The organism is Cupriavidus sp. HY129 (genome assembly GCF_059492215.1).
This window is the reverse complement of the sequence record NZ_CP083254.1, coordinates 65,117-88,156: the sequence shown is the minus strand read 5'-3', so window position 1 is coordinate 88,156 and position 23,040 is coordinate 65,117. Positions and strand designations below refer to the sequence as shown.

Below are 23,040 nucleotides of genomic sequence, written 5' to 3'. Positions count from 1 at the left end.
GGCAAGCGTATCGGTATTGCCGGCCATTCTATACGGTGCGCCCGCGCCGCTCCGGTAGACTGTGGCCCATCCGATTTGCCTATGTTCGACTCCGCATGAAACTCGCCACCCTGAAGGATGGTTCGCGCGACGGCCAGCTCGTCGTTGTCTCGCGCGACTTGAAAACCGCGCACTTCGCCACCGATATCGCAGGCAAGCTCCAGACTGTGCTCGACGACTGGGCCTTCTACGCGCCGCAGCTCCAGGACCTGTATGACGCGCTGAACGCCGGCCGGTCACGCCACCCGTTCCCGTTCCAGACCAAGGACTGCATGGCGCCGCTGCCGCGCGCGTACCAGTGGGCCGACGGCTCGGCCTACGTGAACCACGTGGAACTGGTACGCAAGGCGCGCGGCGCCGAGATGCCACCCGAGTTCTGGACCGACCCGCTGATGTATCAGGGCGGCTCCGACGACTTCATCGGCCCGCAGGACGACATCGTCTGCGCCAGCGAGGCCTTCGGCATCGATTTCGAGGCCGAAGTGGCCGTGATCACCGGCGACGTGCGCATGGGCGCCACCCCCGACCAGGCCGGGGAGGCCATCCGGCTGGTGATGCTGGCTAACGATGTATCGCTACGCAACCTGATTCCGGCCGAACTCGGCAAGGGCTTCGGCTTCTTCCAGAGCAAGCCGGCCACGGCGTTCTCTCCGGTGGCGGTTACGCCGGACGAGCTCGGCGACGCCTGGCGCGAGCGCCGCGTGCATCGCCCGATGGTGGTCCACTGGAACAGCAAGAAGGTGGGCTCGCCCGACTGCGGCACCGACATGGTGTTCGACTTCGGCCAGCTGATTGCCCACATCTGCAGGACGCGCAACGTGCGCGCGGGCAGCATCGTCGGCTCGGGCACGATTTCGAACGTCGATCGCAGCAAGGGGTACTGCTGCATCGCCGAAAAACGCATGATCGAGACGATCGACAGCGGCAAGCCCGAGACCGAGTTCATGAAGTACGGCGATGCCGTCCGTATCGAGATGTTCGACGCAGAACACAAGTCGATCTTCGGCGCAATCGACCAGGTGGTGGCCGCGCCATAACTGGCGGCATAACGGGCGCCGCAGCGGGCGCCATCCCATCAGGCACGCAAGCCTTGCCGCGCCAGGCGTTCCTGGGCCTATAATTCCCCGACCAGCCGGTCGGGGAATTGCATTCGACGCGTCTTCCTTGCGTCCCTTCGCGCTCCTTCGCCTCTTTCGGACATCCAGTTCCCCTGCCCGGCGGCCCGAAACTTCTTCGATACCCGCCCAAATGACCACTTCCGACGCCAATACCCTGCCCCCGCGCCTGGCGCGCTATCGCGCCCTGACCCTGCGCCGCCACGGCCCCATCCTCGAGGTGATCATGGGCGCGGCCCAATCGGCCAACCAGAAGCTGGCCACCGCCGACGCCTCCATGCACCGCGAACTGGCCGAGATCTGGCGTGATATTTCGGCGGAACCCGAAATCCGCGTGGCGCTGATCCGTGGCGAAGGCAAGGGCTTCTCGGCCGGCGGCGACCTCGGGCTGGTCGAGGAGATGGCCAATGATTTCGAGACGCGCACCCGCGTCTGGCATGAGGCACGTGACCTGGTCTACAACGTCATCAACTGCGACAAGCCGATCGTCTCCGCGATGCATGGCCCGGCCGTTGGCGCGGGGCTGGTAGCCGGGCTGCTGGCCGATATCTCGATCGCGGCAAAGACCGCGCGCATCGTGGATGGCCATACCCGGCTGGGTGTGGCCGCCGGCGATCATGCCGCCATCGTCTGGCCGTTGCTGTGCGGAATGGCCAAGGCCAAGTACTATCTGATGCTGTGCGAGTCGGTCAGCGGCGAGGAAGCCGAGCGGATCGGTCTGGTGTCGCTGGCGGTGGAGGAAGACGAACTGGTCGCGAAAGCGTTCGAGGTGGCCAACCGGCTTGCGGCCGGATCGCAGACCGCCATCCGCTGGACCAAGTACGCGCTCAACAATTGGCTGCGTATGGCCGGACCCGCGTTCGATACCTCGCTGGCGCTCGAATTCATGGGCTTTGCCGGCCCCGACGTGCACGAAGGCATGGCGAGCCTGCGTCAGAAGCGGCCGCCCGAATTCAAGTAACCGATCGTCCTGCTCACGGTTCGGGACGACCATGTCAGACGGAGTTGCGCGACCATGTTCGGACAGTTACCCGATTTCACCAACAGCTACGAGTTCCTTCGCAAGCTCTGGGCTTCCGGCAGCGGAATGCCCAGCGGGCTGATGCCCGGCCTGAGCGCGATGACGCCCCCGATGGATCTCGAGGGCATCGACAAGCGGATTCACGACCTCAAGGCAGTGGAAAGCTGGCTGCAGCTCAACTCGAGCCTGTTGCGCACGACCATCCAGGGCCTTGAAGTGCAACGCGCCACGCTGGTGGCGCTGCAGACGTTTGGCAGCGCGCTCTCCCCCGATGCCATGCAGAGCGCGATGGAAAACGTGGCGCGCGCCGCCAGCGCGCCGAGCGCCGCGCCGCATCACGAGTACGGCACCGGCAAGACGGTCTCGGAAGCACAAGCCGATGCGGAAAATGACGAGCCCGCCGATGACGACATCGACGCGCCGCCCGAATCCGGCCCCGAAGCTGGTGCCGAAGCCTCGGCCACTTCCACCGGACCCGCCCCGGTGCCGCCCAATGCATCGCTGTGGTGGGACCTGATGCAGCAACAGTTCAACCAGATCGCCAGCAGCGCGGCAGCGGCGGCCAATGTCACGCCGTTCAGCAACCTGGGTGGCTTCAGCGTCGGCCCGGCAGGCAGCGAGTCTGCTACGAGCACCAAGAGCGCCACGAGCGCCGGCGATAACAAGTCCGGCCCTACGCCCAAGGGGGCGAAGACGTCCGGGACGAAGAAGGCGGGAACAAAGACCGTAGCCAGGAAATCCGCAAAATCGGCGACAAAGCCAGCGGCGAAGACATCGGGCAAGTCGTCTGCAAAGAAACCCGCAGCCCGAAAGGCACCGGCCGGGAAATCAACGGCCAAGCCTCAGACCCCACCCGCGCCCGGCACGCCGGAGGACACGTTCGAGTGAGCGCGCTCTCCGCACATTCGGCGGAGGCTTCGGCCCGCGCCCGCCAGCGCCAGAGCACCGCTCTGGTGATGATGGGCGGCGGCGCGCGGGCCGCGTACCAGGCCGGTGTGCTGTCCGGTATCGCGAAGATCGCCGCACGTCTTGGGCTGGCGCATTGCCCGCTGCCGTTCGGCATCATCGCCGGGACATCCGCGGGTGCGATCAATGGCGCGGGGCTGGCGGTCGGCGCCGCCGACTTCCGTGCAGCCACGGACAAGCTGTCAGCGCTCTGGCACAGCCTGCACGCCGACGACGTCTACCGGACTGACGTGCTGCGCGTGGGCGTTTCCGGCGCGCGATGGCTGTCCTCGCTGGCCTTCGGCTGGGTCACGCGGCGGTCATCGCCGCGCGCGCTGTTCGACAATGCGCCGCTCGGCAGCTTCCTGACCGAGCTGTTCGAGCCGGAACGGGTCCAGGCCAGTCTGGACGCCGGCGTGCTGCAGGCCTTCGCGGTCACGGCGCTGTCGTATAGCACCGGCCGCCATGTCACGTTCTATCAGTCTCACCGGCGTATCCACGGATGGCAACGCAGCCAGCGCATGGCCGTGGAGTCCGCGATTGGCGTCGATCACCTACTGGCATCGGCCTCGATTCCGTTCCTGTTCCCGGCCATACCGCTCGAACTCGAAGGCCATCACGAATGGTTCGGCGACGGCACGATGCGGCAGATGTCGCCGCTATCGCCCGCGATTCACCTTGGCGCGTCGCGCATCCTGGCCATCGGCGCCGCGTCGCGCCAGCGGGCCGGCTGGTTCGATACCGTGCCATCAGGCGGCTATCCGTCGCTGGCGCAGGTTGGCGGCCAGGCCCTGGCCAGCATCTTCCTGGATGGCCTGCAGGCCGACATCGAGCGACTCATGCACATCAACCGGCTGCTGTCGCGGATGCCCGAGATGGCCAACGACACCGAAGGCTGGCGCCCGGTGCAGGTCATGACGATTTCACCCAGCGAGCCGATCGAGGCCATCGCAGCCGAGCACCTGAATCGCCTGCCACGCACCGTGCGCGCGTTCCTGTCGCCACTGGGCGGCACCGAGGCGCGCGGCGCCGCGTTCGCGAGCTATCTGTTGTTCGAACCCGAGTTCACCCAGGCCTTGCTGGCGCTGGGCGAACGTGACGCGGCCGCCCAGGGCGACCAGATCGCCGCTTTCCTCTATGGTGTGGTGCCGGAAACCACGCCGGTCAAAAAAGAAGTGACAGAAGTGTCGCAATAGCGCCACTTTTTGCGACAACAAGCGGCAATCCGATTGAAATCGCTACGATCCGGGCTACAACGGAGTAGAGAAATCATTCGAGAATAATTCTTGTCTGGTAGAATCCGCCCGTAATTTCAAAGGCTTAGCATGCTCTACCCCGAACTGTTCAAATCGTTGGAGGCGGTCCGCTGGCATATGGACAAGGACATCCCCTGGGATACCTTCGACGCCAGCCTGCTCACTGACGACCAGGCGAAAACCATCCGCATGAATGCCATCACCGAATGGTCGGCCCTGCCCGCCACGGAGATGTTCCTGCGCGACAACCGCCACGACTCCGACTTTTCGGCGTTCATGAGCATCTGGTTCTTCGAGGAACAGAAGCACTCGCTGGTGCTGATGGAGTACCTGCGCCGTTTCCGTCCGGACCTGGTGCCGACCGAGGAAGAGCTGCACGCCGTGCGCTTCGAGTTCGATCCGGCTCCGCCGCTGGAAACGTTGATGCTGCATTTCTGCGGCGAGATTCGCCTGAACCACTGGTACCGCCGTGCCGCCGAATGGCACTCGGAACCGGTGATCAAGCATATCTACCGCACGCTGTCGCAGGACGAGGCACGCCATGGCGGCGCCTACCTGCGCTACATGAAGAAGTACCTGAACCAGTTTGGCGACAACGCGCGTGCCGCGTTCGCCAAGATCGGCGTGCTGATGGCGTCGGCCCGTCGCACGGAAAAGCCGCTGCACCCGACCAACCTGCACGTGAACAAGGCGCTGTTCCCGAACGACACGGTGCAGTCCCGCCTGCCCGATCCGGACTGGCTCGAGCACTGGCTCGACGAACAGATCCGCTTCGACGAGATCTGGGAAAAGAAGGTCATCGAGCGGATTCTGCACAACATGTCGCTGCTGTTCGAGCGCACGTTCGACACGGTGCAGGACCTGAACCGCTACCGCAAGGAACTGAACGTCAGCCTGCAGGGCGGCGGTGCCCAGCCTGCCCAGGCCTGAGTGTTCCGACCCCGCTTGAGCGCCTGAACATGCCAAACCCCATCGGATACGATGGGGTTTTTCTTTCTCCACGACCCATGAACGCACCCGCCTTCGAATCCAAGCTGGTCCCCGCCGACGATGTCGCGGCCCTGCACGCCGCAGTGGCAAAGCTGCCGCGCCCGCTGGTCTTCACCAACGGCGTGTTCGACATCCTCCACCGCGGCCACGCCACGTATCTGGCGCAGGCGCGCGCGATGGGCGCCAGCCTGGTGGTCGGGGTGAACAGCGACGCTTCGGTGAAGATGCTCGGCAAGGGCGACGACCGCCCGCTCAATCACGATGCCGACCGCATGGCGCTGCTGGCCGCGCTCGCGTCCGTGGATCTGGTAGCGATGTTCCGCGAGAAGACGCCGGTGGAACTGATCCGGCTGGTGCGGCCGGACGTTTATGTGAAGGGCGGCGACTACGACATCGACACGCTGGAGGAAACGCGGCTGGTGCGTAGCTGGGGCGGACAGGCGTACGCGATCCAGTTCCTGCACGACCGCTCGACCACCAAGCTGCTGACGAAGGTACGCGGCGGCTGAGCCGGGTTTTAGAAGCCGTTTCAAGAAGATTCTGGCGTCGTTGCGTGGCCTTGCCGTACTACTTGTACTGTCCGCGGCCCCTCGCCTAGCCAGAACCGCTTCGCTTCATTTTGAAACCGCCTCTTAACCCTCGGCGCGCGCCGCGACTGGCTCGCCGCGCGCCTGGGTCACCGGGCGGCAGTCCTGCAGCACATCGCCGCCATAGCGCAGCCTCACTTCGTCCATCCGCGCGCGCACGGCATCGTCGGCGTGCGCCACGCGCAGCCACTGCCGCGCGATCGCTCTCGGCGCATCGCTGATCTGCGCGGTGCGCACGCCCTGCCCGCGCAACACTTCCAGGAATTTGTCGGCACGCTCGCGGTCACGGAACAGTCCGAGCGAAACCGTGTACGACTCGGGATTCTCGCCCGCCACCACCGATACGTCGGTGACCTTGCGGCGACGCAGCTCCGCCAGCTTTCGATCGGCGTTCTCGCGCGTCGGCTGGGCCGGCAGATGAACCCACCACCGCACCTGCTCCGATCGCTCGAACTGCTCCATCGGCAGGGGTGCGGTCACGGCAATCGCCTTCAGGTCCTCGATCGCGCGCTGCACGTTCTGCGCCGTGAAGCCGCCCACCTCCATGCAACTATCGGCGGATGCGCGCGCGGTGCTGGAGATGGCCGCCGGCTGGGCCGCGCGTGGCACGGCCGGGGACGATGCCGGATCCACTGCCTCCTCTGCGGCCGCCGCCGCCCTCGGCGGCTGGATCTGCATCCGCTCCACCCGCGCCTGTTGCCCCAGGCGTTGCGGCTCGCGCGGGCTTTCTGCCCAGCCGGCCAGTGGCTCCGGACCGAACTTGCCGGCCACGGCCGCCGCAAGCCAAAGGTTGACGAGCAGCAGGATCAGCAGCAGGGCGTTGAAACCTTTGCGGAGCATGGTGACGAATGACAGGCGACGGATAGGGGTTGCGCAGGTATGTCAGGCAGGCAGCGCCATGGCGTGCAACCCGAGCAGCACGAGATTATCGTGCATCTCGAACGGCATCGCGAGCGCGCCAGCCACCGCGTGCCGCGCGCCGCCCGAGAGCAGGCAGCGGACCGGGCCGCGTCCCGCGAGCGCACGCCAGGAACGCTCGATGGCACCGGCCTGCGCGGCCAGACAGCCAGCCGCGATCGCATCGTGAGTGTTGTCCGCGCCCAACGCCCGAACGGCTCGTTCGGCGCCCGCGCCGGTGTCGAGCACATCGAGTTCAGGCAATTGCGCAGTATTGCGGGCCAGCGTGCCGAGCATCAGTTCGAGGCCGGGCAGGATCAGCCCGCCCTCGAAGCGGGCGCCATCCGCCGTGGCCGTGACGATATCGAGTGTGGTGGCCGTGCCCGCCGTCACGATCAGCAGGCTCTCGCCGGGCAACCACCGGTGCGCGCCGATACTGCCGACCCAGCGGTCCACGCCAAGCTGCGTGGGCTCGCGATAGCCGTTGACGAGATCGCCGTGCGCGGCAGTGGTACGTACCCAATGTGGCGACACCGCGCCAAATGCGTCTTCCATCACGGCCTCCATGGCCGCCGCGATGGTCGGGCCCGCCACGTTGGCGATCCAGATCTCGGGCGTGGTCCCGGCGGCGAGTTGCCGCCATGTGCCGACCAGCGCCGAGCGCTCGGCAGGCACGGCGTGCGCCGCCGCGCCGCCGTGTCGCCAAGGCGAGGGCAGAACCGCGCCACCCTCGACGACATGCTCCGCAGCCACGGGCGCGTCATCGCACCACGCCCATTTGAGCCGTGTGTTGCCGATGTCGATCAAGAGCCGACTCATGCACCGGCTCCGCGCAGCGAGACTTCGCCACTGGCGATGCGCTGCAGCCCCTCGGGCGTGTGCAGCAGCAGGTAGCCTTCGCCATCCACGCCGCGCGCCAGCCCTTCTGCCTGCACCACGCCATCGTGCAGCAGGCGCACCGGCTCATCGCGGAATGCATCCCGCGCAGACCAGCGCGACGCCATCGGCGCGAAGCCATCCACCAGGAATGCCTCGCGCATCCGCGCCAGCCGGTTCGCGATCGCAGCCAGGATGCGCGTCGGGTCCCGCTGCGGATCGAACATCGTCATGGCCTCGGCCACACCAGCCAGATCGCGGCCCAGAGCGGCTTCCATCTCCGGGTCACGCACCAGATTCAGGCCAATGCCGATCACGGCCCAGACCCGCTCCGGCCCGGCAGGCACCGATTCGATCAGGATGCCCGACAGCTTGCGGCCGTCGATCTGGAGATCGTTTGGCCATTTCAGGCCAACGCGCGCGCCAAGCGCCGCGTCCACGTCCTCCAGCGCCTCGGCCAGCGCCAGTCCGACGGCAAGACTCAGTCCGCTCAGGCGCGCTGGCGCCAGCGCCAGCGGCATCGCCACCGAGAAAGTCAGGCCAGCTTGCCCCCGCCACGGGCGGCCATGCCGGCCACGGCCCGCTGTCTGGCGATAGGCCACCCGCACGCTGCACGCATCGTCCGACCATGGCGCGGCACGGCAAGCCAGGGTCAGGTCGGCATTGGTCGAGCCGGTTTCCTCGACCACCTCGACGGCCCAGGCGTGCGCGGCACCCGCTCCAAGCTCGCGATGCAGGGAATCGGCATCGATGCGCCAGTCGGGGGCGGATGGGGAACGGTCGGGGGCTTCTGACATGTCGAAAGCAAAGAACTCGGAATTCGGGGAGTTTCAGGGAATCAAACCCGCGCGGCGCGGTCTGGCGAGATTGTAGCCGCCACCGTGTCAGAAGGTGTCTGATCGCCATGCCGGCGGCCAGTAGCATAGAATCGAGACTCGCCCATCACATCAGCCTCATTTGGAACGCCAGCCGACACCCGTCATCGAGATATCGCGCCAGGACACCGACTTCCGCGTGCAGTTGCAGGGAGAGTGGACGGCCGTTGCGCTAGCCGGATGCCATGAAGCACGTGGCCTGCGCGCGCAACTGCACGAACTGTCCGAGGCGCCGCGCCACGCCGAGTGGTCCCTCGATGGCATCACGCGCCTCGACCATATCGGCGCACAACTGATCTGGCAGGCCTGGAATGGCCACATGCCTGACAACGTGTCGCTCAATGACGGCCAGAAGCGCGTGTTCGCGCGCATCGCCGGCCTGCGCACCGAGGGCTGGAAGAAGCACATGGTCGAACGCTTCAACCCGGTGACGATCGTCGGTGCGAGCGTGCTGTCGTTTCTGGCCCAACTCGGCGTCGGCGTCACGATGCTCGGGCAACTGGTGTTCGACCTGCTGCGCTTCCTGCGCGCGCCGCATCGCGGCCCCTGGCGCGAAATCTCCGCGAATATCTACAACGTCGGCTACAAGGCGCTCGGCATCACGGCGCTGGTCGCCTTCCTGATCGGCATCGTGCTGTCCTACCTGTCGGCCAATCAGTTGCGGATATTTGGCGCCAGCACGTTCATCGTCAATATTCTCGGCATGGCCGTTATCCGCGAGCTCGGTCCGGTGCTGGCCGCGATCCTGATCGCCGGCCGCTCCGGCTCGGCCATCACCGCGCAGATCGGCGTGATGCGGGTGACCGAGGAACTCGACGCGATGTCCGTCATGGGGATTTCCCATGGCTTCCGGCTGGTCATGCCGCGTGTGATCGCCCTGGCCATCTCCATGCCGCTGCTCGTGGCCTGGACCGACCTGCTGGCGCTATTCGGTGGCATGGTCGCCGCGCGCCTGCAGCTCGACATCAGCTACGTGTACTTCCTGCGCCAGTTGCCCGATGCCGTGCCGGTTGCCAACCTGTGGTTCGGCCTGTGCAAGGGCGTGGTCTTCGGCATGCTGATCGCGCTGACAGCCTGCCACTTCGGCCTGCGCGTCAAACCCAATACGCAGAGCCTGGGCCAGGGCACGACCGCGTCGGTGGTGACGTCGATCACCGTGGTCATCATCGCCGACGCCGTGTTCGCGATCCTGTTCAAGGACATCGGCATATGAGTCCAACCATTGAGCGCGGCACCCCGCGCGAGACGATCATCGAGGTGCGCAACCTCGAAAAGCGCTTCGGCGACAACGTGGTTCACAAGGATCTGAACCTCGAGGTCTATCGCGGCGAGGTGCTGTCGATCGTTGGCGGGTCTGGCTCGGGCAAGACTGTGCTGCTGCGCCAGATCGTCGGTCTGGACCGTCCGACCTCGGGCACGATCCGGGTCTTCGGCGAAAATCCCGCGGAACTGTCCGCTGACCAGTTGCAGGCCCTGCGCAGCCGCTGGGGGCTGCAGTTCCAGCGTGGCGCGCTGTTCTCCGCGCTGTCGGTGATCGACAATGTCGCGCTGCCGCTGCGCGAAATGCGCGCGCTGCCGGACGACCTCATCTGCCGGGCATCGCTGCTCAAGCTGCAACTGGTGGGGCTCTCCGCCAAGGACGCCGACAAGATGCCGTCCGACCTGTCCGGCGGCATGATCAAGCGCGTTGGGCTGGCCCGTGCCCTGGCGCTGGAACCCGAGCTGGTGTTTCTGGACGAGCCAACCGCTGGCCTCGACCCGATGGCTTCGGACGACTATGTGGCCCTGATCCGCGAACTGCGCCGTGAACTCGGCCTGACCGTGGTCATGATCACGCACGACCTCGACACGCTGGTGGCGCTGTCCGATCGCGTGGCCGTGCTGGCCGACCATCGAGTACTGGCCGCTGCGCCAATTCCCGAGGTGATCAAGGTCGACCACCCATTCATTCGCGAATATTTCCTGGGCGAACGCGCCCAGCGCGCGCTGCAGGCGCTGCCGGCTCCCAAGGGCCCCGGCGCGCCGGACGCGCATCCTGGAGAAGTCTGATGGAAAACAAGTCAAACGCCTTCCTGGCCGGCGTGTTCACCATCGGCCTTGCCATCCTGGTTTCCGTTTCGCTGTTCTGGTTCAGCAGCGATCACACCGTGCGCGTGCCGTACGACCTGATCACGCGATCGACGGTGAACGGACTGGGGCCGCAGGCCGACGTGAAATATCGCGGACTCGAGGTCGGCAAGGTCTTGTCGATCAAGTTCGATCCGCAGGTGCCGGGCCAGATCATCGTCCGTATCAGCATCAACCATGACACGCCAATCACGCGCACCACGTATGCCACGCTAGGCTTTCAGGGCGTGACCGGCATTGCCTACGTGCAGCTCGACGATTCCGAGCGCACGGAGGGCGACACGACGAGCTCGCCGCCGTTGAAGACGTCGGCACGCGAGCCCGCGCGCATCGTGATGCGGCCCGGTTTCTTCGAGGAACTGGAAAAGCGCGGCGATTCACTGCTGACGCAGGCCGAAACACTGATGGCATCGCTCGACAGCATGTTCCAGCCCGCCAACCGCGACGAGTTGATGGCGGCCATCCGGGCCGTGCACAAGACCGCAGACGACTACTCGCATCTGAAGTCGACCCTGCAGCCGGCCGCCGAGAAGCTGCCCAAGGCCGTGGACAACCTGAACGCAGCGCTGGTGTCGACGAAGCGGCTGACCGATGAGATCGGCAACCCCGACGGCACGGTCATGCGCACGGTCAACCGCGTTGGCAACGACCTGCAGGTGGCTGCCGATTCAGTACAGTCCACCACCACTATCGTGAATCAGGAAACGCTACCACAGATCAACGGACTGGCACGCGAGTCACGCCAGGCGGTGCGCAGCATCGACCGCGCCGCTAGCCAGTTCAACGACAAGCCAAGCAGCGTGCTGTTCGGTGGCCCCTCGCTCACGCCTGGCCCGGGCGAGCCGGGTTTCAAGGCGCCATGATCCGCAGGGCCCCACATTTGACGGTAACTCGACGGAAATTCACCATGACCATCGCCTCCGCTCTCCGATTCACCGCGCTGGGCCTGCTGATCGCACTGTCGGGCTGCAGCGTGCTGTCCTCGCAGCCGCCTTCGACCACCTATGATTTCGGCCCGCTGGCAGCGGCGCCATCTCAGCCGCCGGCACCGTTGCCAAAGCTGCGCATCACGCAGACCGACGGGCCGATCTGGATGGACGGCAGCGGCATCTACTACCGGCTCCAGTACACGCAGGCACAGCGACTGCAGGCGTACTCGACGCAGCGTTGGGTAGACTCCCCGCAGCACCTGTTCAACGATCGCCTCCGCGACGCTGTGGCCGCTCGCGGCCCGCTGTCATGGTCGGGCGATACGACGATCCCGGCGCTCAAGGTTGATCTGCTCGCCTTCGAACAGGTCTTCGACTCCCCGGCCAGCAGCCGCGGCGTGGTTCGAGCCCGCGCCACGGTCTACCACAAGGGCTTGATCGGACAGAAAACGTTCGTCGCCGAACAGCCGGCGCCAAGCGCGGACGGCCAGGGTGGCGTCAAGGCACTTTCGACCAGCGTCGATGCCGTGATCGCCGCGATCCTAGACTGGACCGCGACGCTCCCGCTCGATGGCGCGCAGGCATCGACCGCGCCGCCGGCCCCGCAGCGCCGATGAGCGTAGAGTGGTAGCCGTGTCGGTCACATCGTTCGACGTCCTACCGTAGTCATGGCACAGGCAACGCCCCCGCCCTCTCCCCACTCCCCAGAGCCTCCGGAGCCGCAGCGGAGCCAACCGGAGGACACGCGCCAGTCCGAACTCGAAGTCGCGCTGCTGCCGCGTCACTCGCCGGTGGCGCGCGTGGGCCTGCTCTGCTTCACACTGCTCGTGGTGTACGCGAGCCTCTATCCGTTCACCGGATGGGTCAACAACGGCGTCTCGGCATTCGCCTTCCTGACCGCGCCGAAGCCGCGCTACATCACCGAGTTCGACCTGCTGACCAATGTGCTCGGCTACTGCCCGTTCGGCGCGCTCGTTGTGCTGTCTCTGCATCCGCGCGTGTCCGGCGCGCGGGCCACGCTGATCGCGCTGGTGGCCGGCGCGCTGCTGTCCGGCTCGATGGAGGCGCTGCAGACCTGGCTGCCAACACGCATCTCCTCGAACATTGACCTGATCACGAATGCGCTGGGCTCGCTGCTCGGCGCGGCCGTGGTGGCGCCGTTCACCAGCGCGCTGGTGGACCGCGGCACCCTGACGCGACTGCGCTATGCGTGGTTCGAGCCGTACGCGAGCTTCGCGATCATCCTGATCCTGCTCTGGCCGTTCGCGCAGATCTTCCCGCAGGAGCATCTGTTCGGTATGGGCGGGATCGTGCGGGAATGGCTGACCGACCCGGACTCGTGGCCGATGGAGCTGGTGCAGGCCTACTTCCCTGCGCTGATCGCATGGCAGGACAACATCGGTCTGCGCCCTGACGATATGCAAGGCCAGTTGATGCTGGAGACGATGGTCACAGCATCGAGCTGGATCGGCACCGGCCTGTTCGCCTCGATCGCCATGCGGCGCACCGCGCCGATGCTGCGCATCCTGGCGGGCCTGCTGACTGCCGCGCTCATCATCAAGGCCGCGGTAGCCGAGCTGCAGTTCCCGGACGACAACGCCTTCAACTGGCTGTCCGAGGGGGGGCGCTTCGCGCTGCTGACGAGTTCGCTGGTGCTGGTGCTGCTGTTGCGCCTGCCACGCTGGCTGCGGGCGATCCTCGCCACGCTGGCGCTGGCGACGCTGATCGTGCTGACCAACGTGCTGCCGTCGAACCCGTACGCTTGGATTTCGGAGCAAGGCTGGCGCATGGGCCGCTTTATCCATTTCAACAGCCTCGCGCAATGGCTGGGCTGGCTATGGCCGCTCCTGGCGTTCTTCTACATCATCTGGCGATTCGAGCAGGCCAGCGTGCGACGCCGGCTGGTGCGGCGCGCGAGGCGCCGCGCCACCGAGCGCGCGGTGGCGGCCGCGACGGAAGCGCAGCAGGAATCGAAGCGGCCGCAATCCTGAGGCCGCTCCGCTCCTGCTAGTGCAGTTGCCCGCCGCCCTCGCGAATATCCGCGTCCGTCGATAGCGACGTGGCCACCGCCACGCGCAACCCCGCGATCAGCGTATCGAGTGCGAGGCTCGGCGCCCCCGGATGGCGTGCGGCCTGTTCAGGCAGATAGGGAATGTGGATGAATCCCCCGCGCGTGGTCGCGGTGCTGCCCGTCTTGCGATGGGCAAGCACGTGCATCAGCCCATAGAAGACATGGTTGCAGACGAAGGTACCTGCGGTCTGCGAGACCATCGCAGGCACGCCGGCCGCGCGCATGTCGCGCACGATCGCCTTGATCGGCAGGGTCGAGAAATACGCGACCGGGCCATCCTTGGCGATCGGCGCGTCGATCGGCTGGGCCCCGGCGTTGTCGGCAATGCGGGCATCGTCGACATTGATCGCCACGCGCTCGATCGACAGCTCGGTGCGGCCGCCGGCCTGCCCGACGGCGATCACCACGTCAGGGCGTAGCGTATCGACCAGCGCGTCCATTGCCTCGATGGCCTTGCCGAAGACGCAGGGCAACTGCCGCGCAACGATCAAGGCATCGCCCACGCGCTCGCCATCGAGCGCCCGCACCGCCTCCCAGGACGGATTCACCGGTTCGTTCTCGAACGGCTCGAAGCCGGTCAGCAGGACAGTACGGGTGGTCATGGTCAGGCTCCGGTTACATCAGGAAGTACAGCAGGATGATATTGGCCACCAGGATGCACAGCGCGGTAGGCACCTGCGCGCGGATCACGGCGTTCTTGTCTTCCAGTTCCAGCAACGCGGCAGGCACGATGTTGAAGTTCGCTGCCATCGGCGTCATCAGCGTGCCGCAATAGCCGGAGAACATGCCGATCGCCGCCATCACGGCCGGGTTCGCATTGAACATGCCGACCAGGATCGGCACGCCAACACCACCGGTCATCACCGGGAACGCGGCAAAGCCGTTGCCCATGATGATCGTGAACAGCGCCATGCCCACGCAGTACACCGCCACGGCCACGAGCTTGTAGTCCATGTTGATGTACGCCGTGGTCAGGTGCGCCACGGCCTTGCCCACGCCGGCATCGGCAAACACCAGACCCAGCATCGCCAGCATCTGCGGCAGCACCAGCGCCCAGCCAAGCGATTCGATCAGGCGACGCGATTCACGCATGCTTTGCGTCACCGTGTCGCGTGTGAGCCAGCAGACCACGATCAGCGAGACGATACAGCCGATGCCCAGCGACACGAACGTGACGTTCTTCGGATCGAGCAGCGCCAGTCCGGCGATCTTCACATCCTTGAACAGCACGGTACCGAGCACCGTGACCAGCGGGATCAGCAGCGCGGGAATGAACAGCTTGTTGCCCAGGCGGCGCGCGCTGGCGCGACGCTCTTCGTCGGGCAGGCTGCCATGCTTGCCCTGCCCCACGCCGCCGAATCCGGCGATCAGCGCCATCACCACCGCGCCCACGCCAACAATCGCGGGCGGGATCTTGTCGCCGACGAGAAAGATGACCGCGTACAGCAGCCAGAACAGCCCCGTGGACAGCCGACGCGGGTGCGTCTTGTCCGTGAACGTCATCAGGGCCGTGATCAGCAGGACGAAGCCGGCCAGCCAGTAGAGATAGTCGATCGAGACAATCATGGCTTACTCCCCTTTCGCTGCGTTGGCTACAGCAGTGGCCGGCGTGCCGGCGGCTTGCTTGCCACCGAGTTCGCGCTCGAGCCAGCCATCGAGGCGCTTCAGGCGCACGGCATGGATCAGGAACGCGCAGATGGCGGTGGGGATGCCCCAGACGGCAATGTGCAGCGGCTCGACGTCGATGTTCGATGACAGCAGGAACGTGTGCATCAGCGCGATGGCGCCGAAGGCCACAAAGATGTCCTCACCGAAGAACAGGCCAACGTTGTCGGTTGCGGCACAGAACGCCAGGATGCGTTGGCGCACCGGTTCGGGCAGATGACCGAACCGGTTCTCGGCCGCGCCTTCGGCCATCGGCGCCAGCAGCGGGCGCACCATCTGCGGATGGCCGCCCAGGCTCGTCAGCCCCACCGCAGCGGTGAGTTCACGCACACCCAGGTAGACGATCAGCAGGCGGCCAACGGTAGCCGATGCGATTCGCGAGATCCACGCCTGGGCATGCTCGCGCAGCCCATGACGCTCGAGCAGGCCGATCACCGCCAGCGGCAGCAGGATGATCAGCGGCAGGTTGCGCGCCTTGACGAATGCCGTGCCGATCGCCGTGAAGATCTGCATGACAGGCATCGACGCGGCCAATCCGGTGACGATAGCAGCCGCGGCCACCACCATCATGGGATTGAACCGCAGAACAAAGCCAAGGATGATGACGCCGACCCCTAGCAGGGGCCAAAGATTGAGTGCGGTTTCCATGGAGTGCACCGGATAAGGTTTGGGGGGAGCAAAACCAGCGCGTGAGTGAGCCCGTCGTGATGGCTCGTCAGTTGCCGGCCCGGATGGCAATGCCTTCCGCGCCGAGCCGTTCCCGGATGCGGCGCGCGAAGGCAAGCGCGTGAGCACCGTCGCCGTGCAGACACACGGTTTCGGCGCGAATCGGTACCCAGGTGCCATCGATCGCGCGCACCTGCTTGTCGCGGATCATCGACAGCGTCTGGTTCAGGGCCACTTCCTCGTCCTCGTGCAGCGCGCCCGGCGTGCCACGCTTGACCAGCGTGCCATCGGGGTTGTAGCCGCGGTCGGCGAAGACTTCTTCTTTCACGCGCAGGCCCGCCGCGCGTGCGATGTCGATCATCTGGCTGTTGGCCAGGCCAAAGAAGACCAGGTCTGAGTCGTAGTCACGCACGGCGCGCACGATCGCCTCGCACAGCTTTGCGTCGCGCACGGCCATGTTGTAGAGCGCGCCGTGCGGCTTCACGTGGGCAAGTTCGCCGCCCTGCGCGCGCACCATCGCATCGAGCGCGCCGATCTGGTACAGCACATCGGCATAGACCGCCTCGGGATCGCGCTGCATCTCGGTGCGGCCGAAGTTCTCGCGATCCGGAAAGCTCGGATGCGCGCCGATCGACACCTCGTTGGCCAACGCCCATTTCACGGTTTGCAGCATCGTGGCGGCATCGCCCGCGTGCCAGCCGCAGGCGATGTTGGCGGAGCTGATCAGCGCCAGCAGGGCTTCGTCGTTGCCGCAGCCTTCGCCGAGGTCGGCATTCAGATCGATTTGCATGTGCGTCCTCCGGGGATATGTAGGGGCAGAGTTCGTTGTTCGTTGCGTCGTTGCGTCGTCTGGGCGTTCAGGCGACAAAGCGCGTGGTCGCGCGGCGCCGTGCTGCGATCTGCATGCCGTCGCGCTGCCATGCCAGTGCCTGGTCGATCTGGCGCAGGTAGCGGTCCACCTCGGCCTGCGCGGCGGCGGCTTCCTCGAGCGTGACCTGGCGGAAGCGCACCGTCGCGCCCAGCGGCACCTGCGCCAGTCGCCACAGGTCCGCGCCAATCACGGTGCCGATCTTCGGATAGCCGCCCGTGGTCTGCGCATCGCTCATCAGGGCGATAGGCTGGCCTGACGGCGGCACCTGCATCACGCCCGGCACCACGCCGTGCGACAGCAGGTCGGCCGAGCGCTCGGCTCGGCGTGCCAATGCGGGACCTTGCAGACGCAGGCCCATGCGGTTGCTTTGCGGCGTGATGGTCCATTCGAACTGCCATAGCGCGGCTTGCGACGCCGGCTCGAAGTCGGCGTACTCGGGGCCGGGCAGCAGGCGGATGGCGATGGCATTGCCACCGTCTTGCCCCGGCAGCGCCCAACCCGGCGCAGCCACGCCCACCCAGTCCTGCCCCTGCTCGATGCCGGGCCGGCCTACGGGCACGCGATCGCCTTCACGCAGCACGCGGCCTTCAAAACCGCCAAAGCCGGACTTGAGATCGGTACTGCGTGAATTCATGACCAGGGGCACGTCGATGCCACCGGCCACGCAGAGATAGGTGCGCGTGCCGCCGCGCGGCGACGGCAGCGTGAGCGTCTCGCCACGGCGCACGTCGAACGCGTGCCACGACCAGACCGGGACACCGTCAAGATTCGCGCTGCATTCGGCGCCCGTCAGCGCCACGCGCATGTCGGCCTCGAAACGCACGGCGGCGCGGCCCAGTGTGAACTCGATCGCCGCCGCGCCAGGATCGTTCCCGAGCAGGCGATTGCCCACGCGCAGCGCCAGGTCGTCCGCCGCGCCCGAGCGGCCCACGCCGAAGCGGCGGAAACCCACACGACCGAGGTCCTGCACCGATGCCTGCGCGCCAGGTCGAATGATCTCGATCACAGCAGGATCTCCTCGGCAACAAAACGCACGGTATCGCCGGGCGCGAACAACGACGGCGGATCACGATCGGCCACGAATAGCTGGGCGTCGGTACGCCCGATCAGTTGCCAGCCACCCGGCAGCACGGCCGGGTAGATGCCGGTCTGCTCGCCACCAATGCCCACCGCGCCAGCCGGCACGGCCAGACGCGGCTCGCGGCGGCGCGGCGTGGCCAATTCGGGCGCAAGCCCGCCCATGTAGGTAAAGCCGGGCTGGAATCCAAGGAAATAGACCACGTACTCGCCAGCGGCATGGCGGCGCACGACCTCAGCGGGCGTCAGGCCCGTGTGGGCGGCCACATCGGCCAGATCGGGCCCGAACTCGCCGCCATAGCGAACCGGAACTTCCACGAGCCTGCCCGTCGCATTGCGTGCCTCTCCCGAAGCCCAGGCTAGCTTCAGGTTTCGCTCCAGCGCTGCCACGTCCGCCGTGCCATCGAAGGTCACGGTGAGGTTGTTCATGCCCGGCACCACATCGACCACGCCCCGCCAGTCGGCGGCACGCGCGGCCATCGCCCAGATACGCCGCTGGACATCGAGCGACGCCGGCGGCTCGACGCTGTAAAGCAGCGCCTGTTCAGCCAGACGATGGACAGTGCATTGAGGCATTTGGAACTCACGAGGTAACTGCAGCCCGCAATCTCAGGCAGTGTAGGCGCCACAAGACCACGGTGCTGACTCGCCGATGAAGCCGACGCGACTCAATCGAATTTCATCGACGATTTATCGATAAATTCATGGTATCGAAACTTACCCGTGCACGGCACTCGGTGTTGACCCTAGGTAGTTATGCACCGTTAGCGACAAGAACACGCCGGAATGGTGACAAAGTTAACTATGGATCACCATGGGCGTCGGCATGGAGCAACGTGCGATTTGACGATGGGCAAGCGCCAGTGAACTGGAAAGGCGTGACGGATCTGCGATGCTATGTTGAGCGCCTCTTTATCCACATAGAGGGTCCATATGATTCGATGCAATCTGGTGAAAGGTGACAAGTCAGCTTTGGGGGGCGAGGCGCTCGATGGAATCGCGCTGTGCACCATCATGGGTCGGGAAATGACCTTCCTGGGCGCTAGCGTCTATTGCCCCGCCTGCAAGACGACAGGCCAGATCGTCGGTGTCGGCCCACGCCATCGCAATGACTGGATGGGCAAGCAGGATGCATTGGAAGGCGATATCTGCGTCTGCCGATGCGATCCCCCTCCCGTCATGATCGCGTCCCAGCGAGCGATGTTTCACAGCTTCGAAGCAGCGGAACTCGCAGCCATGGGGTTCGACGTGTTCGGCAAGCCGTTGGAGCAATCTGAACATCGAAGTGATGATCAGATGCCATTTGATGAGCAGGTGAGACTGACTGCCGCCGCAGGACGCTCGATGGCAGGAATGCGGTACCGAATTGAGGGGCCCGATGGCCCGATCAAGGAAGGCCGAGTGCCCGCCAATGGAGAGCTACCGCGAGTTACCACACAATTGGAATCGGCTTACATCGTTCTCTGGGGCGATGAGGCCGTCGACGAGGAGGAATAATGTCCGAGAACACTCGCCACAATGTTCCCGCGACTGGCAGGTTCAAAGTCCGCACAACCCGACTGCCGAACTCCCAAGTCTGCCTCAACGTCGAGCCCATCACGTTTAGGGAACTATGGAAGAACTATGTGGGCGGAAGCCCACACCTCAACCGGAACTACAAGAATCAATGCGCTATTCGGCTGAGCGCAACCCTTCACAGGGTAGGCGTTTCAATGAAGTCTTTCTCGCAAAAGTACGTCCCAAAGATGCCAGGAAAGAAAACTCTCGGACGCGACCTGCTAGACGGCAAACCAGTCGCGCTGCGCGCCTATGAGATGGCCACATGGCTGAAGCAGGAGCGGCCATTTTGCGGATTGCCGGCAGAACCGCAGGACATTACCGGCGAGAACTGGGAAGCGAAAGTCCGCGGCCGAACCGGCATCATTTACTTCTATGGCTACTGGCGACAGGACGGAGATAGCGATGGCACGCTGACCGGTGGACACATCGACCTCTGGAACGGCGCCCGACTCACTATTAGTAGCATTTCCGGCGCGTTCTCCACGCTTGGGCGATGGGCAGGATATCCGTCAATGCTCTCCGACAGATCGTTCGGCTACTCAAATTTGGCCGATTCAAGTGAGATTCTGTTTTGGGAGGTGAAATGAGAATCCTGCAAATGACTGAAAGAGTGGCGACAGCCTGTGCGCTCATCGGGATAACGACCGCACCGATCTATCTTTTGCGAGAGTTTGGGCACAACCACGTTGGTGGAAGGCACACCATTGCGGTGTTCTTTCTGCTCGCGCTTGCCGGTTGCGCTGCGCTCGCATTGATCTATCTGCTGCTGTACTGGCGAGTTATCTTTCGCAGTCGATCAATCTTCATCGCGCTTGCCATATTCTCGCTCCTGATCACGATGGCATTGGGAGCGTTTTATTTTGTTGAGTCGATCAAGTACTTGGCCGAAGTGGATCAAACGCGATCGGTACAGACCGACTTGGCCCATCGACACATGCTCATTGCGACCAGTGATATCGACAGCATCTATTCCGAGGGTAGCTACTCTGAAAGCGTTCCAATTGCTCAGTGGGAACGCTGCGCGCTGAATGCCGTTGCTTGTTCGGGCGAACCACGGACGGCCTACATGAAATGCAAGTCCAACATGCTTCTTGCCGTGAACGAACGCGATTGGCCGAGCTTCGCATTGGTGCCAAGGGAAAACGCAATCGGCGCCAGTCCACTCAAGTCCATGAGATTGTGCGACGAATAATGAAGCCGGGACCTCGATCATTGCGCAAATCCCCCGACACCCCTCCCACTGCCTTTTGAGAAACAGAACGATCCGCCTGCTTGTCGTCGTAGGGGTCGCCATTTTCGGTTTGGCGTGGACGTTGGCATGCGACAGCCTTGTCCGCATGATCGACTGGCCCGTGAATCCCAACCGCACGTGGGAATGCAGGGAGATCGATCATTGCGATGATCTCCATTGGACAGCAATAGTGCAGCTACTGCTCTTCCTCTTCGGTCCTGCGCTTGCGTTTTCGACGATCGTCTACTGGGGAATGCGCCGTGGATGGCGAGCGTGGCAGTGGGTAAAGGCTTGCCTGGGCGCGCCGGCGCTCACGCTGGCGCTGTATTTCGCGGTCGCGGCCTACTACGCGTTCGTCTGATTCCGATTGGGAGAATCAGGAAGCCGCCCTCCGCTTCGAAGCGCAAAGGGCGGCCAATCCAATCAGGCAAACCCAGCCTGATGCGCCTGCTGATCAGCGTGATACGAGCTGCGGACCATTGCGCCGACGGCGGCGTGGGTGAAGCCCATTTTGTACGCCTCTTCTTCGAACATCTTGAAGGTGTCCGGGTGGACGTAGCGCGTAACCGGCAGGTGGTGGTTCGAGGGCGCCAGGTACTGGCCGATCGTCAGCATGTCGATGTCGTGGGCGCGCATGTCGCGCATGACTTCGAGGATTTCCTCGTCAGTTTCGCCCAGACCCACCATCAGTCCCGACTTGGTCGGCACATTGGGGTTGCGGCGCTTGAAATCCTGCAGCAGCTTCAGCGAATGCGCGTAATCAGCGCCGGGGCGGGCCTGCTTGTACAGGCGCGGCACGGTTTCCATGTTGTGGTTCATCACGTCGGGCGGGCATGCCTGCAGGATGTCCAGCGCGCGGTCCAGGCGGCCGCGGAAGTCCGGCACCAGGACTTCGATACGCGTGTTCGGCGACAGCTCGCGCGTTTGCGAGATGCAGTCGACGTAGTGCTGGGCGCCACCGTCACGCAGGTCGTCGCGGTCGACGCTGGTGATCACCACGTAGTTGAGCTTGAGCTGGGCGATCGTGCGCGCCAGGTTGCCGGGCTCGTTCACGTCTAGCGGGTCCGGGCGGCCGTGGCCCACGTCGCAGAACGGGCAGCGACGCGTGCACTTGTCACCCATGATCATGAACGTGGCAGTGCCCTTGCCGAAGCATTCACCGATGTTCGGGCAGCTGGCTTCCTCGCACACGGTCACGAGATTGTTGGCGCGCAGGATGTCCTTGATCTCGTAGAAGCGCGAATTGCCAGTGGCAGCCTTGACGCGAATCCAGTCCGGCTTCTTGAGCTTTTCCGCCGGCACGATCTTGATGGGGATGCGAGCGGTCTTCTCGGCCGACTTCTGCTTCTTGGTCGGATCGTAGTCGGCAGGGGATTGCGTGACTTCGCTGGACGTGGCGATCGGGGCGTCGCTCATACTGTTCTCCGCACGCGCGTCAGCGTGCAATGTAGGCTGTAAATATAGGCTGTGATTCGGGCCGGGCTAGCCATGCTCAGGCGGCCTCGGCAGCGGCTTGTCCCGGTACCGGGGCACGCGCTTCGCGTGCTGCCAGTACCTCGCACAGGGCCGCCGCCAGGCGTTGTGCGATTTCGGGTTGTTGTGTCGCGGTGACGGGCCGATGCACCGTGCCGCCGGCATCGTCCGCCACCGTGAAGGCGGCGCCCGCGGTAGCCATGTCGACCGTTTCCAGTCCGGCATAACCGCAGGGATTGATGCGCAGGAACGGTGACAGGTCCATCTGCACGTTAAGGCTGACGCCGTGATAGCTGCAACCGTTGCGGATCTTGAGACCAAGCGCGGCGATCTTGGCACCCTGGTGCGTACCGTCGGACAGGTAGATGCCCGGGGCGCCGGCCTTGCGTTCGGCTGCGAGATTATACGCCGCGAGCGTGTCCAGCACCGCCTGCTCGATATCGTGCACGAGCTCGCGCACCATCAGGTGACGCCGGCGCAAATCGAGCAGCAGGTAGGCCACGACCTGTCCCGGTCCGTGGTATGTGATCTGGCCGCCACGATCGATCTGCACGACCGGGATCGTGGCGTCGGGGGCGAGCAGATGCGCGGGGTCGCCGGCCTGGCCAAGCGTGTAGACCGGCGGATGCTCGACCAGCCAGATCTGGTCGGGCGTCTCGGACGTGCGGGTGGCGGTGAAGTCCCGCATGGCGTCGAAACAGGGCTGATACGGCTGGCGGCCCCGGTCGATGACGTGAATCGGATGCATGGGCAAGAGTGTAACGAAAAG

26 protein-coding genes are annotated in these 23,040 nt (G+C 65.0%); 15 read left to right on the top strand and 11 right to left on the bottom strand.

The genetic code is table 11. The features are described 5' to 3' along the window. Positions 1–95 precede the first annotated feature (95 nt). The 6 genes from K6G35_RS00415 (at position 96) to rfaE2 (ending at position 5,875) form a co-directional block, all read left to right on the top strand. Positions 96–1,076 (top strand): fumarylacetoacetate hydrolase family protein, encoded by a 981-nt coding sequence (locus K6G35_RS00415; RefSeq protein ID WP_008648243.1) that lies wholly within the window; start codon positions 96–98, stop codon positions 1,074–1,076. 211 nt (positions 1,077–1,287) lie between these two features. Continuing rightward, the gene (locus K6G35_RS00410) at positions 1,288–2,115 is read left to right on the top strand and encodes an enoyl-CoA hydratase/isomerase family protein (protein ID WP_008648241.1); all 828 of its coding nucleotides are present in this window, start codon (positions 1,288–1,290) and stop codon (positions 2,113–2,115) included. 54 nt (positions 2,116–2,169) lie between these two features. Beyond that, the gene (locus K6G35_RS00405) at positions 2,170–3,063 is read left to right on the top strand and encodes a PhaM family polyhydroxyalkanoate granule multifunctional regulatory protein (protein WP_286880084.1); all 894 of its coding nucleotides are present in this window, start codon (positions 2,170–2,172) and stop codon (positions 3,061–3,063) included. A 68-nt stretch (positions 3,064–3,131) separates the two neighbouring features. Further along, positions 3,132–4,316, top strand: coding sequence for a patatin-like phospholipase family protein (locus K6G35_RS00400; protein ID WP_234706927.1), 1,185 nt, complete (start codon positions 3,132–3,134; stop codon positions 4,314–4,316). Between the two features lie 129 nt (positions 4,317–4,445). Then, a complete protein-coding gene (locus tag K6G35_RS00395) occupies positions 4,446–5,306 on the top strand; it encodes a ferritin family protein (RefSeq protein ID WP_008648236.1) in 861 nt (286 codons plus the stop codon). Positions 5,307–5,383: 77 nt separating this feature from the next. After that, on the top strand, positions 5,384–5,875 hold the full coding sequence (gene rfaE2 / locus K6G35_RS00390; protein WP_008648234.1) for a D-glycero-beta-D-manno-heptose 1-phosphate adenylyltransferase: 492 nt from the start codon (positions 5,384–5,386) through the stop codon (positions 5,873–5,875). A 123-nt stretch (positions 5,876–5,998) separates the two neighbouring features. Here the strand turns inward: rfaE2 and K6G35_RS00385 are convergent, their stop codons facing one another. Genes K6G35_RS00385 through K6G35_RS00375 form a run of 3 tightly spaced genes read right to left on the bottom strand, consistent with a single transcriptional unit; the run spans position 5,999 to position 8,523 of the window. Continuing rightward, positions 5,999–6,793, bottom strand: a complete 795-nt coding sequence (locus K6G35_RS00385; protein WP_495675980.1) for an SPOR domain-containing protein — start codon at positions 6,791–6,793, stop codon at positions 5,999–6,001. A gap of 42 nt (positions 6,794–6,835) precedes the next feature. Further along, entirely contained in the window at positions 6,836–7,669 is an 834-nt protein-coding gene (locus K6G35_RS00380) for a type III pantothenate kinase (protein WP_495675979.1), read from the bottom strand. Next, positions 7,666–8,523, bottom strand: coding sequence for a biotin--[acetyl-CoA-carboxylase] ligase (locus K6G35_RS00375; RefSeq protein ID WP_495675978.1), 858 nt, complete (start codon positions 8,521–8,523; stop codon positions 7,666–7,668). Before K6G35_RS00375 ends, K6G35_RS00380 begins: the two co-directional genes overlap by 4 nt. A 160-nt stretch (positions 8,524–8,683) precedes the next feature. Here K6G35_RS00375 and K6G35_RS00370 point away from each other — a divergent pair, with 160 nt between their 5' ends. The 5 genes from K6G35_RS00370 to K6G35_RS00350 are packed head-to-tail and all read left to right on the top strand — an operon-like array spanning position 8,684 to position 13,648. Then, on the top strand, positions 8,684–9,814 hold the full coding sequence (locus K6G35_RS00370; protein WP_008648923.1) for an MlaE family ABC transporter permease: 1,131 nt from the start codon (positions 8,684–8,686) through the stop codon (positions 9,812–9,814). Then, positions 9,811–10,650, top strand: coding sequence for an ABC transporter ATP-binding protein (locus K6G35_RS00365; protein WP_008648922.1), 840 nt, complete (start codon positions 9,811–9,813; stop codon positions 10,648–10,650). The genes K6G35_RS00370 and K6G35_RS00365 overlap by 4 nt, the downstream gene beginning before the upstream one ends. Then, positions 10,650–11,591 carry an MlaD family protein gene (locus tag K6G35_RS00360; protein WP_008648921.1) on the top strand — a complete coding sequence of 314 codons (942 nt, stop codon included), beginning with the start codon at positions 10,650–10,652 and terminating at the stop codon, positions 11,589–11,591. The genes K6G35_RS00365 and K6G35_RS00360 overlap by 1 nt, the downstream gene beginning before the upstream one ends. A 44-nt stretch (positions 11,592–11,635) precedes the next feature. Continuing rightward, a complete protein-coding gene (locus K6G35_RS00355; protein ID WP_495675977.1) occupies positions 11,636–12,274 on the top strand; it encodes an ABC-type transport auxiliary lipoprotein family protein in 639 nt (212 codons plus the stop codon). A gap of 51 nt (positions 12,275–12,325) precedes the next feature. Continuing rightward, entirely contained in the window at positions 12,326–13,648 is a 1,323-nt protein-coding gene (locus K6G35_RS00350) for a VanZ family protein (protein ID WP_035881232.1), read from the top strand. Positions 13,649–13,664: 16 nt separating this feature from the next. Here K6G35_RS00350 and pcp read toward each other — a convergent pair whose 3' ends face one another. From pcp to pxpB, 6 genes are all read right to left on the bottom strand, one after another. Next, positions 13,665–14,330: a pyroglutamyl-peptidase I gene (pcp, locus tag K6G35_RS00345; RefSeq protein WP_008646602.1), complete on the bottom strand. Its 666-nt coding sequence runs from the start codon at positions 14,328–14,330 to the stop codon at positions 13,665–13,667. Between the two features lie 13 nt (positions 14,331–14,343). After that, entirely contained in the window at positions 14,344–15,294 is a 951-nt protein-coding gene (locus K6G35_RS00340) for a DUF979 domain-containing protein (protein WP_035881231.1), read from the bottom strand. A gap of 3 nt (positions 15,295–15,297) precedes the next feature. Next, positions 15,298–16,041, bottom strand: coding sequence for a DUF969 domain-containing protein (locus tag K6G35_RS00335; protein WP_008646604.1), 744 nt, complete (start codon positions 16,039–16,041; stop codon positions 15,298–15,300). Between the two features lie 67 nt (positions 16,042–16,108). Then, positions 16,109–16,849, bottom strand: a complete 741-nt coding sequence (gene pxpA / locus K6G35_RS00330) for a 5-oxoprolinase subunit PxpA (RefSeq protein WP_008646606.1) — start codon at positions 16,847–16,849, stop codon at positions 16,109–16,111. Positions 16,850–16,916: 67 nt separating this feature from the next. Continuing rightward, entirely contained in the window at positions 16,917–17,936 is a 1,020-nt protein-coding gene (locus tag K6G35_RS00325; protein WP_495675976.1) for a 5-oxoprolinase subunit C family protein, read from the bottom strand. After that, positions 17,933–18,583, bottom strand: a complete 651-nt coding sequence (gene pxpB, locus K6G35_RS00320; RefSeq protein WP_008646610.1) for a 5-oxoprolinase subunit PxpB — start codon at positions 18,581–18,583, stop codon at positions 17,933–17,935. The genes K6G35_RS00325 and pxpB overlap by 4 nt, the downstream gene beginning before the upstream one ends. 375 nt (positions 18,584–18,958) lie before the next feature. On the opposite strand from pxpB, the gene K6G35_RS00315 reads away from it, so the two are divergent. The 4 genes from K6G35_RS00315 to K6G35_RS00300 all read left to right on the top strand — a co-directional run bounded on the left by K6G35_RS00315 (position 18,959) and on the right by K6G35_RS00300 (position 21,159). Further along, entirely contained in the window at positions 18,959–19,504 is a 546-nt protein-coding gene (locus K6G35_RS00315) for a PAAR domain-containing protein (protein ID WP_234706920.1), read from the top strand. Between the two features lie 215 nt (positions 19,505–19,719). After that, complete coding sequence (locus tag K6G35_RS00310) at positions 19,720–20,154, top strand: T6SS effector amidase Tae4 family protein (protein WP_234706919.1); 435 nt, start codon at positions 19,720–19,722, stop codon at positions 20,152–20,154. Continuing rightward, positions 20,151–20,759 carry a hypothetical protein gene (locus K6G35_RS00305; protein ID WP_008646616.1) on the top strand — a complete coding sequence of 203 codons (609 nt, stop codon included), beginning with the start codon at positions 20,151–20,153 and terminating at the stop codon, positions 20,757–20,759. The genes K6G35_RS00310 and K6G35_RS00305 overlap by 4 nt, the downstream gene beginning before the upstream one ends. 229 nt (positions 20,760–20,988) lie before the next feature. Then, complete coding sequence (locus K6G35_RS00300; RefSeq protein WP_160172180.1) at positions 20,989–21,159, top strand: hypothetical protein; 171 nt, start codon at positions 20,989–20,991, stop codon at positions 21,157–21,159. A gap of 62 nt (positions 21,160–21,221) precedes the next feature. Here K6G35_RS00300 and lipA read toward each other — a convergent pair whose 3' ends face one another. Both lipA and lipB read right to left on the bottom strand, forming a co-directional pair. Then, complete coding sequence (lipA, locus tag K6G35_RS00295) at positions 21,222–22,214, bottom strand: lipoyl synthase (protein WP_008646626.1); 993 nt, start codon at positions 22,212–22,214, stop codon at positions 21,222–21,224. A 76-nt stretch (positions 22,215–22,290) separates the two neighbouring features. Next, positions 22,291–23,019 carry a lipoyl(octanoyl) transferase LipB gene (gene lipB / locus K6G35_RS00290; protein ID WP_286880100.1) on the bottom strand — a complete coding sequence of 243 codons (729 nt, stop codon included), beginning with the start codon at positions 23,017–23,019 and terminating at the stop codon, positions 22,291–22,293. Positions 23,020–23,040 lie beyond the last annotated feature (21 nt).

Excerpts from the sequence above, each read along its gene's own strand:
- K6G35_RS00365 (WP_008648922.1), top strand. The coding sequence starts at position 9,811 with ATGAGTCCAACCATTGAGCGCGGCACCCCGCGCGAGACGATCATCGAG.
- K6G35_RS00405 (WP_286880084.1), top strand. The coding sequence starts at position 2,170 with ATGTTCGGACAGTTACCCGATTTCACCAACAGCTACGAGTTCCTTCGC.
- pxpB (WP_008646610.1), bottom strand. The coding sequence starts at position 18,583 with ATGCCTCAATGCACTGTCCATCGTCTGGCTGAACAGGCGCTGCTTTAC.
- lipB (WP_286880100.1), bottom strand. The coding sequence starts at position 23,019 with ATGCATCCGATTCACGTCATCGACCGGGGCCGCCAGCCGTATCAGCCC.
- K6G35_RS00360 (WP_008648921.1), top strand. The coding sequence starts at position 10,650 with ATGGAAAACAAGTCAAACGCCTTCCTGGCCGGCGTGTTCACCATCGGC.
- K6G35_RS00415 (WP_008648243.1), top strand. The coding sequence starts at position 96 with ATGAAACTCGCCACCCTGAAGGATGGTTCGCGCGACGGCCAGCTCGTC.
- pcp (WP_008646602.1), bottom strand. The coding sequence starts at position 14,330 with ATGACCACCCGTACTGTCCTGCTGACCGGCTTCGAGCCGTTCGAGAAC.
- K6G35_RS00400 (WP_234706927.1), top strand. The coding sequence starts at position 3,132 with ATGATGGGCGGCGGCGCGCGGGCCGCGTACCAGGCCGGTGTGCTGTCC.
- rfaE2 (WP_008648234.1), top strand. The coding sequence starts at position 5,384 with ATGAACGCACCCGCCTTCGAATCCAAGCTGGTCCCCGCCGACGATGTC.
- pxpA (WP_008646606.1), bottom strand. The coding sequence starts at position 16,849 with ATGCAAATCGATCTGAATGCCGACCTCGGCGAAGGCTGCGGCAACGAC.
- K6G35_RS00355 (WP_495675977.1), top strand. The coding sequence starts at position 11,636 with ATGACCATCGCCTCCGCTCTCCGATTCACCGCGCTGGGCCTGCTGATC.
- K6G35_RS00395 (WP_008648236.1), top strand. The coding sequence starts at position 4,446 with ATGCTCTACCCCGAACTGTTCAAATCGTTGGAGGCGGTCCGCTGGCAT.
- K6G35_RS00310 (WP_234706919.1), top strand. The coding sequence starts at position 19,720 with ATGAAGTCTTTCTCGCAAAAGTACGTCCCAAAGATGCCAGGAAAGAAA.
- K6G35_RS00385 (WP_495675980.1), bottom strand. The coding sequence starts at position 6,793 with ATGCTCCGCAAAGGTTTCAACGCCCTGCTGCTGATCCTGCTGCTCGTC.
- K6G35_RS00340 (WP_035881231.1), bottom strand. The coding sequence starts at position 15,294 with ATGATTGTCTCGATCGACTATCTCTACTGGCTGGCCGGCTTCGTCCTG.
- K6G35_RS00375 (WP_495675978.1), bottom strand. The coding sequence starts at position 8,523 with ATGTCAGAAGCCCCCGACCGTTCCCCATCCGCCCCCGACTGGCGCATC.
- K6G35_RS00350 (WP_035881232.1), top strand. The coding sequence starts at position 12,326 with ATGGCACAGGCAACGCCCCCGCCCTCTCCCCACTCCCCAGAGCCTCCG.
- K6G35_RS00380 (WP_495675979.1), bottom strand. The coding sequence starts at position 7,669 with ATGAGTCGGCTCTTGATCGACATCGGCAACACACGGCTCAAATGGGCG.
- K6G35_RS00305 (WP_008646616.1), top strand. The coding sequence starts at position 20,151 with ATGAGAATCCTGCAAATGACTGAAAGAGTGGCGACAGCCTGTGCGCTC.
- K6G35_RS00410 (WP_008648241.1), top strand. The coding sequence starts at position 1,288 with ATGACCACTTCCGACGCCAATACCCTGCCCCCGCGCCTGGCGCGCTAT.
- K6G35_RS00335 (WP_008646604.1), bottom strand. The coding sequence starts at position 16,041 with ATGGAAACCGCACTCAATCTTTGGCCCCTGCTAGGGGTCGGCGTCATC.
- lipA (WP_008646626.1), bottom strand. The coding sequence starts at position 22,214 with ATGAGCGACGCCCCGATCGCCACGTCCAGCGAAGTCACGCAATCCCCT.